Here is an 8,387-nt window from a genome sequence, read left to right as displayed (position 1 = left end):
ACCCGGGACGCGATCCGGCGCTGCGTCGCCGAAGGCCGCTTCCGCCGCGAGGCGGACCCGGACCTCCTGGTCCGCCAGCTCTTCGCCCAGATGCACGGCCTCGCCCAACTCGCCCGGACCGGCTACATCATGGGCGACTACACGCCTGACCAGGTGCTGGCGGGCGCGCTCCGCGACTTCGCCGTCGCGGCGGGCGACGCCCCGGGCCGGGCGGCGGCCTCGGTCGCGACGGGCCTCGGCACGCTCGGATAGAGGCGCGGCCCTGGAGCCCCGCCCCCGAGCCCGAGCCCTGGCTCGGAGCCGGAGCCGGAGCCGCAGCCCTGCAAGGGCAAGGACTAGGAGCCTTCCTTCAGCACCCGCGAGATGAGCGACCGCTGCGCCTCCGTAAGCCGTGGATCCGCGCAGTACACCGTCTTGCCGTCCACCGTGATCTGGTACTGGAATCCGTCCGGCACCCCCACCGGCGGCGTGCCCCGGCCGTCGCTCACGGCCTGCTCGGCCAGGGCATGCCACTCCTGGGCGTCGGGCCGCCCCGAGGTGTTCACCTCGGAGACCCGCTCGATGCCGGCGAAACCACCCGTGCGTCGCACTTGAATACGCATGGGTCCTGTCTAGCCTGTCCCGGACGGATCCGCCTCCGTCGGCGGCCCACCTGGCGGCCCACCCGGCTCCGTTCCCAGGGCCTGTCCGGTGGATCAGGCCCCAGGACAGACAGGACAGACGGGCGGGCCGGACAGGACAGGCCTCAGGCCGTGGTCACCCCGACCTGCGACCAGGCCTTCAGCACCGCCTCGTGCTCCTCGCTCTCGCCGTACCGCGCGGCCGTCGCCGCGACAGTGGCCTTGGCGAAGTCCGTGAAGGAGGCGTCGACCTCAAGGCTCCCCGCAGTCATCGTGTCGTACCAGATCTGCCCCGCCCGCTCCCATGCCTTGCCGCCGAGCTGCGTGGCGAGCAGATAGAACGCGTGGTTGGGGATGCCGGAGTTGATGTGGACACCGCCGTTGTCCCGGCCCGTACGGACGTAGTCGTCCATCGTCGCGGGCTGCGGGTCCTTGCCGAGGACGTCGTCGTCGTAGGCCGAACCCGGCGCCTTCATCGACCGCAGCGCCACCCCGGACACGCCCGGGGCGAGCAGCCCGGCGCCGATCAGCCAGTCGGCCTGGTCGGCGGTCTGGTCGAGGGTGTACTGCTTCACCAGCGAGCCGAAGACGTCCGACACCGACTCGTTCAGCGCGCCCGGCTGGCCGAAGTACGTGAGGTTCGCCGAGTACTGGGTGAAGCCGTGTGCCAGCTCATGGGCGATGACGTCGACCGGCACGGTGAAGTCGAGGAAGATCTCGCCGTCCCCGTCGCCGAACACCATCTGCTCGCCGTTCCAGAAGGCGTTCCCGTAGTTCTCGTCGTAGTGGACGGTCGCGTCGAGCGGCAGGCCGTTGCCGTCGACGGAGTTGTGCCCGTACGCGGAGAGCAGCAGCTCGAAGGTCGCGCCGAGGCCCGCGTACGCGCGGTTGACGGTCGCGTCCTGGCCGGGCTCGTCGCCCTCGGAGCGCACCTTCGTGCCCGGCAGCGCGGTCTTGTGCTCCGCGTCGTAGAGGGTGCGACGGGGCTTCGCCCCGGTCTCCCGGCCCGCCGGGGCGGCCGCGCCGACGACGGTGGTCAGCCGGCGGCCGGTGCGGTGCCCGGCGTCCGCGATCAGGGTGCGGCGGGCGGCCGCGGCGATCGCTGGGTCGTCGGCCCGGGCGAGCTTGTCGAGCAGGTGCGGCGGCACGATGCCGCAGAAGACAGGCGTGAAGGAATCCATGTCTGGCAATGTGGCAGTGGGTCATGCCGCTGTCACTACCTGCGACGATGATTAGTAAAATAGGGTGATAGCTCACATTTGCCCGTTACCGATCGGTCGTCCCGCATACTGAAACGGGACCGGCACTTCCGCCAAAGCTCAGCTAGGCTCGTCCGCATCATGCGTTTCGGGCTGCTTCTCCTTAGCTGCCGCGGCGAGGGCCTGTAGTCGTAGGCCGACCCCCTCCCCGCGGAGTCTGGTGCTGCTTCGAGAGAGTGCGACCAAGTCGGCCGTCCCGCCCCAGCAGGACCCCCGAGGAGCCCTACGCAATGTCTCAGTCGCAGTGGATCGGCCGCCCTACCCCGATCACCAACACGACGCACACCCAGAAGCCGTCCGGCATGCCGATCCACAAGTACGGGCAGTACGAGGCCGTGGACATCCCGGACCGTACCTGGCCGGAGAAGCGGATCACCAAGGCGCCCCGCTGGCTGTCCACCGACCTGCGCGACGGCAACCAGGCGCTGATCGACCCGATGAGCCCGGCGCGCAAGCGCGAGATGTTCGACCTGCTCGTCCGAATGGGTTACAAGGAGATCGAGGTCGGCTTCCCCTCATCGGGTGAGACGGACTTCGCGTTCGTCCGCTCGATCATCGAAGAGGGCGCGATCCCCGAGGACGTGACCATCTCCGTCCTGACCCAGGCCCGCGAGGACCTGATCGAGCGCACCGTCGAGTCGATCGTCGGCGCGAAGCGCGCCACCGTGCACCTGTACAACGCGACGGCCCCCGTCTTCCGCCGGGTCGTCTTCCGCGGCTCCAAGGACGACATCAAGCAGATCGCCGTCGACGGCACCCGTCTGGTGATGGAGTACGCCGACAAGCTGCTGGGCCCCGAGACGACCTTCGGCTACCAGTACAGCCCGGAGATCTTCACCGACACCGAGCTGGACTTCGCCCTGGAGGTCTGCGAAGCCGTCTGTGACGTCTGGCAGCCCGGCCCTGGCCGCGAGATCATCCTGAACCTGCCGGCCACCGTGGAGCGTTCCACGCCGTCCACGCACGCGGACCGCTTCGAGTGGATGTCCCGGAACCTGACCCGCCGCGAGTACGTCTGCCTGTCCGTCCACCCGCACAACGACCGCGGCACGGCCGTGGCCGCCGCCGAGCTGGCGATCATGGCGGGTGCGGACCGTATCGAGGGCTGCCTGTTCGGTCAGGGCGAGCGGACCGGCAACGTCGACCTGGTCACCCTGGGCATGAACCTGTTCTCCCAGGGCGTCGACCCGCAGATCGACTTCTCGCAGATCGACGAGATCCGTCGCACCAGCGAGTACTGCAACCAGATGGAGGTCCACCCGCGCCACCCCTACGCGGGCGACCTGGTCTACACCGCCTTCTCCGGCTCCCACCAGGACGCCATCAAGAAGGGCTTCGACGTCATGGAGGCCGACGCGGCCGCCCAGGGCCCGGGGGTGACGACCGACGACATCGAGTGGGCCGTCCCGTACCTGCCGATCGACCCGAAGGACGTCGGCCGCTCCTACGAGGCGGTCATCCGCGTCAACTCGCAGTCCGGCAAGGGCGGTATCGCCTATGTCCTGAAGAACGACCACAAGCTGGACCTGCCGCGCCGGATGCAGATCGAGTTCTCCCGCATCATTCAGGCCAAGACCGACGCCGAGGGCGGAGAGGTCACGCCGAAGGAGATCTGGTCGGTCTTCCAGGACGAGTACCTGCCCAACCCGGTCGACGCCGAGGCTCGCTGGGGCCGGATCCAGCTGCGTTCCGGCCAGACCACGTCGGACACCGACGGCACCGACACCCTGACGGTCGAGGCGGTCGTGGACGGCGTGGACACCGTCCTGACCGGCTCCGGCAACGGTCCGATCTCCGCGTTCTTCGACGCACTGGCCGCGATCGACGTGGATGCCCGTCTGCTGGACTACCAGGAGCACACGATGAGCGAGGGCGCCTCCGCGCAGGCCGCCTCGTACATCGAATGCGCCATCGACGGAAAGGTCCTGTGGGGCATCGGCATCGACGCCAACACCACGCGCGCCTCGCTGAAGGCGGTCATCTCGGCCGTCAACCGCGCGGCCCGCTGACGCCCACTCCGCCTCCGCACCCGAACCCCGCCCCCGTCACAGGGGCGGGGTTCGGCCATGTCCCGGCGAAGTGACGCATGGGTACTGACGCCACATCATCGATGTGGCTAACATCACGTCAACGCGGCGACGTTGCCGTGGGGGCACCACACGTGCCCGACGGGCCACGGGGGATTCACGGAGGTGCGACGTGCTGCCAGCCCGAGGACGAAGCGGCCGAAAACCGCGCATCCACGGTAATCGTGGCCTTCGCGTCTTCGGTGTGCGTACGTCCTGGAGCACGATCGGCGACGGCGAGTTCTTCTGCCCCGACTGCGGAGGCGACCGCAACTACCGCCGCCGCACCGGCCGCCGCCGCTTCACCGTGCTCGGCGTCCCCGTCCTGCCACGCGGCCATGCGGGCCCGGTCGTCGAATGCGCGGCCTGCCACACCCACTTCGGCACGGAAGCCCTCGACCACCCCACCACCGCCCGCTTCTCCGCGATGCTCCGCGACGCCGTGCACACCGTCGCCCTCGCCGTTCTCGCCGCCGGCGGCACCTCCTCCCGCACGGTCCGGCAGACCGCCGTCGCCGCCGTCCGCGCCGCCGGATTCAGCGACTGCACCGAGGACCAGCTGACCACGATGGTCGAGGCCCTGGCCGCCGACACCGGCCGCTTCATCACCGACACCGGCCCTTGCGGCGCCGCCCTCGCCATCGAACTCCACGAGGCACTGGAGCCGCTCACCCCGCATCTGGCCCCGGCCGGCCGCGAATCGATCCTGCTGCAGGGCGCGGGCATCGCGCTCGCCGACGGCCCGTATATCCCGGCCGAGCGGGACGTTCTGACGACGGTCGGCAACGCGCTGCAGCTGTGCGCCGACGACACGGCGCGGCTCCTGGCGGCGGCGCGTACGCCGTCGCCGTAGGTCGTGTCTTCAGAGTCCCGTCTGCCGAACAGTCCCGTCTGCCGACGGCCGCCCCCGGCCCGGCACTCCCGGCGGTCAGGCGCCGACAGTCCCGTCGATCCCCTCGCGCAGGAAGTCGGCGTGCCCGTTGTGCCGGGCGTACTCGTGGATCAGGTGCAGCATCACCAGGCGCAGCGACACGTCCTCGCCCCACCTCGGCTGATACCCGGTGACGTCCAGTGACTCCGCCTCCGCCTCGATCCGGCGGGCGTGGTCGATCTCGGTCCGCCAGGCCGCGAACGTCTCCGACCGCGTCGCCGTACGTGCGTCGTAAGCGACCTGGTAGTCGCCTTCCTCCGACCACACCAGCGGGATGTCCTCCCCGTTGATCACGCGGCGGAACCACGTACGTTCCACCTCCGCCATGTGCCGCACCAGACCGAGCAGCGACAGCGCCGACGGCGGCATCGACTGCCTGCGCAGCTCCTCGTCGGACAGCCCGTCGCACTTCATGGCGAGCGTGGCGCGGTGGAAGTCGAGATGGGCCCGGAGCATCTCGCGTTCGTCCGCGATCACGGGAGGGGCGATGCGTTCAGTGGTCATGACAGGGACGATACGAGGTGGACGATGCGAGATGGACGATACGAGGCGCCTGACTCCTCGGGGTTCTCCTGGCTCCTCCTGGTTCCTCCTGGCTCCTCATGGTTCCAACCGGACTTCGGCAGAAAGCGGTTGAGGTGCCGGTGCGCCACAATGGACACACGCGTACGTCGGCGGGGGACGGGGGCACTGTGCGGCGCACTCGCGCGACGGCCGTTCTGGCCACGGGATCGACTCTCCTCTCGGTGCTGCTCGCGGTTGCCGTGAACGTGGCGACCGGCGGCACCCTTCCCGCGGCCATGGAGCCGCTCGCGCCGCTCGCCTGGCCGCTCGTGGCCGTTCTGGCCGCCGGTACGGCCCTCTTCGCCGTGCACCAGTCACGGGCCCACGGACCGCCATCAGGGCGGGAACCGGCCGCCCCGGCCCCCGGCGCCCCGGGCCCAGCCGAACTCCCGGCCCCCATAACCGACTTCGCGGGCCGCACCCACGACATCGGCACCCTCCTCCGCCTCGTCCACGAAGGCCACCGGGCCATCGCCGTCACCGGCGCCCCCGGCCTCGGCAAGTCGACCCTCACGGTCCGCCTCGCCCACGAGCTCCGCCCCCTCTACCCCGACGGCCAGCTGTACGCGGCCCTCGGCGCGGGCCGCGGTGAGCCCGCCGCGCCCGCCGCCGTACTGGCCCGCCTGCTCGCCGCCCTCGGCGCACCCGAGGAGGAGCAGTCCGGCGAGCCCGACGCCCTCGCCGCGCGTCTGCGCAGCCGCACCGCGCGCCGCCGCGTCCTGCTGGTCCTCGACGACGCCGCCGACGCGGCCCAGGTGCGTCCGCTGCTCCCGGGCGGTGAGTACTGTCTCGCCCTCATCACCAGCCGCAACGCCCTCCTCGATCTCCCCGAAGCGGCCACGGTCCCCCTCGGCGCCCTCACCGAACGCGAGGCGCTCGCCCTCCTCGCGGCCGTCGCCGGAGCCGACCGCACCGCCGCGGAGCCCGCGTCCGCGCGCATGGTCGTCCACGCGTGCGGGCTGCTGCCTCTCGCCGTCCGCATAGCCGCAGCGCGTCTGCGCTCGCGCCCCGCCTGGCCGGTGTCCGAGCTGGCCGGCCGCCTCGCCGACGAGCGGGGCCGCCTCGACGAGCTGCGGGTCGGCGACCTCGCCGTCCGTGCGAGTTTCGAAGCCGGCTACGACGCGCTGAGCGACGAGGACCGCCAACTGTTCCGCAGCCTGGGCGCATACCCGGGCTCCCGCCTCACCGCCCGTGTCGCCGCGGCGGCCGCGGACCGGTCGTCGCCCGCCGCCCGGGCGGGACTTGAACGCCTCGCCGACGCCCAGCTCGTCCAGCCCGTCGGTCCGGACCGCTACCGCCTCCACGACCTCATCCGCCTGTTCGCCGCCGAGCGGCTCGAACGCGACACCGCCCCGGCCGACCGCCGCGCCGCCCTCGAACGGATCCTCACCGCGTACACCGAGGACGCCGAGCGGCACGGCAGCCATGCCTGGGGCGGCGCCGAGCAGGCCACGATCTCCCTTCTCGTACGCGCGGCAGTGCGCGAAGGCCTCCACCGCTCCGGCTACCGGCTCGCGATGGCCGCCGACCGATGGCTGTGGGACCAGCCGAGCCAGCTCCCGCGCCTCGCCATGTGGGCCACGATCCTCGACGTGGCCCGCCGGGCGGGCGAGCAGGCCTGGGCGGCGTACGCGCTGCGCGGCCTGGGCGCCGCGTATCTGCACGAGGGACGGCTCGGCCAGGCCGTGGACCATCTGCGGATGTCGGTCGCCGTGCAGCAGCGGTCCGCCACCCGCGCCGAACAGATCAAGACCCGTCGGCTTCTCGGTGACGCCCTCGGCCGTGCCGGGCGCTATGACGAGGCACTGCGGGAGTTCCGGACAGCCGTGGACGGCTACCGGGAAATGGGCCATGAGATGGGCGAGGCGGAGGTCCTGAGCAGCCTCGGTGCCCTCCATCTGCGCCGGCGCCGGCCCGACGAGGCGATCGACTGCCTGGAGACGGCGGTGGTCGCCCTCGCCCGTCGCAGCGGCAGCCCCGCGTACCTCGCGGACGCCGAACGGCATCTCGGCGCTGCCTACGTCCAGGTCGGCAACTTCGTTCCCGCCGAGCGGTATCTGGGCTCGGCGCTCGCCATCTACCGCCGCAACGACCGGCCGGTGGGGGAGGGCTGGACGCTGTGCGAGCTGGGCCACCTGGAGGAGTGTCGCGGTGCGTACGGGCCCGGCGCCGAGCATCACCGCGCCGCGCTGGCCGTGTTCGCCCGCATCGGCTACGGCATGGGCATCGCGGGCGTCGCGGAGGCGATCGGCGACAACCTGCTCGCACAGGGCGACGAGCTGGGCGCCGACGCGGAGTACCGCCGGGCGGCGACCGTCTACGGCGAACTGGGCGACCACGTCCGCGAAGCCGAGGTGCGGCGCAAGCTCAGCAGTTGATCATTGGCTCAACCATCCCCGCTCGCCAAGGTGTTGACTGCACGTCAATGTGACGGACGGGTGTTCGCGTGACATGATTCCGCCGCTGTTACTTGCGAGTAAGCAGCTGCCACCCCCCTCATCTTTCATCGCCGGAGGACACCCCCGTGCGTAAGCTCACCAGGAGACTCCTGGTCCCCGCGCTGACCTCGCTCGCGCTCGCCGCGAGCGGATGCTCGGCCACCCCCGACCATGCCGCCGGCCCCGCGGCCGGGCCCACCCCCGCCGCCGCCACGGCGGCGACGGACGGCGGGAGCGAACAGCTCGAAGTCGAAGCGGCATCGCAAGGCGCGCCCACCCCGACGGCCGTGGCCCGGCCGGGAGGCAAGGGCACGAGCGCGAAGAAGAGCGCGCTCAAGGTCGCCGCCTACGACAAGCGCACCCGACGCGCCGTCATATCCAGCCCGCGCAAGAACCCGTCGGCCGCTCCCACCGCCGCTCCCACGGCCGCGCCTACCACCGCGCCCGCCACCGGCCCCACGGCCGTCCCGTCGGCGGACGCCCCGGTCAAGACCGGCGACGTCATCGCC

General features: G+C 71.5%; 6 protein-coding genes and 2 pseudogenes. 5 read left to right on the top strand and 3 right to left on the bottom strand.

What is annotated here, in order from left to right:
• Nucleotides 1-252, top strand: a pseudogene (locus ACWGI8_RS33755) (hypothetical protein); the annotation flags it as partial.
• Nucleotides 253-335: 83 nt separating this feature from the next.
• On the opposite strand, the gene ACWGI8_RS33750 reads toward ACWGI8_RS33755, so the two are convergent.
• On the bottom strand, nucleotides 336-602 hold the full coding sequence (locus ACWGI8_RS33750; protein ID WP_453666810.1) for a protealysin inhibitor emfourin: 267 nt from the start codon (nucleotides 600-602) through the stop codon (nucleotides 336-338).
• A gap of 143 nt (nucleotides 603-745) precedes the next feature.
• Nucleotides 746-1,801, bottom strand: a complete 1,056-nt coding sequence (locus ACWGI8_RS33745) for a M4 family metallopeptidase (RefSeq protein WP_453666808.1) — start codon at nucleotides 1,799-1,801, stop codon at nucleotides 746-748.
• Nucleotides 1,802-2,109: 308 nt separating this feature from the next.
• On the opposite strand from ACWGI8_RS33745, the gene leuA reads away from it, so the two are divergent.
• Both leuA and ACWGI8_RS33735 read left to right on the top strand, forming a co-directional pair.
• On the top strand, nucleotides 2,110-3,888 hold the full coding sequence (gene leuA / locus ACWGI8_RS33740) for a 2-isopropylmalate synthase (RefSeq protein WP_453666806.1): 1,779 nt from the start codon (nucleotides 2,110-2,112) through the stop codon (nucleotides 3,886-3,888).
• Nucleotides 3,889-4,078: 190 nt separating this feature from the next.
• Nucleotides 4,079-4,798, top strand: coding sequence for a TerB family tellurite resistance protein (locus ACWGI8_RS33735; RefSeq protein ID WP_453666805.1), 720 nt, complete (start codon nucleotides 4,079-4,081; stop codon nucleotides 4,796-4,798).
• Nucleotides 4,799-4,873: 75 nt separating this feature from the next.
• Here the strand turns inward: ACWGI8_RS33735 and ACWGI8_RS33730 are convergent, their stop codons facing one another.
• Nucleotides 4,874-5,380 (bottom strand): DinB family protein, encoded by a 507-nt coding sequence (locus ACWGI8_RS33730; protein WP_453666803.1) that lies wholly within the window; start codon nucleotides 5,378-5,380, stop codon nucleotides 4,874-4,876.
• Nucleotides 5,381-5,568: 188 nt separating this feature from the next.
• Here ACWGI8_RS33730 and ACWGI8_RS33725 point away from each other — a divergent pair, with 188 nt between their 5' ends.
• Together ACWGI8_RS33725 and ACWGI8_RS33720 are read left to right on the top strand one after the other, a co-directional pair.
• Nucleotides 5,569-7,818 (top strand): tetratricopeptide repeat protein, encoded by a 2,250-nt coding sequence (locus tag ACWGI8_RS33725; protein ID WP_453666801.1) that lies wholly within the window; start codon nucleotides 5,569-5,571, stop codon nucleotides 7,816-7,818.
• 146 nt (nucleotides 7,819-7,964) lie between these two features.
• Nucleotides 7,965-8,387 (top strand): annotated as a pseudogene (locus ACWGI8_RS33720) (hypothetical protein); the annotation flags it as partial.

This window comes from Streptomyces sp. NPDC054841, from assembly GCF_053611045.1.
This window is presented reverse-complemented; position numbering and strand designations above follow the sequence as displayed.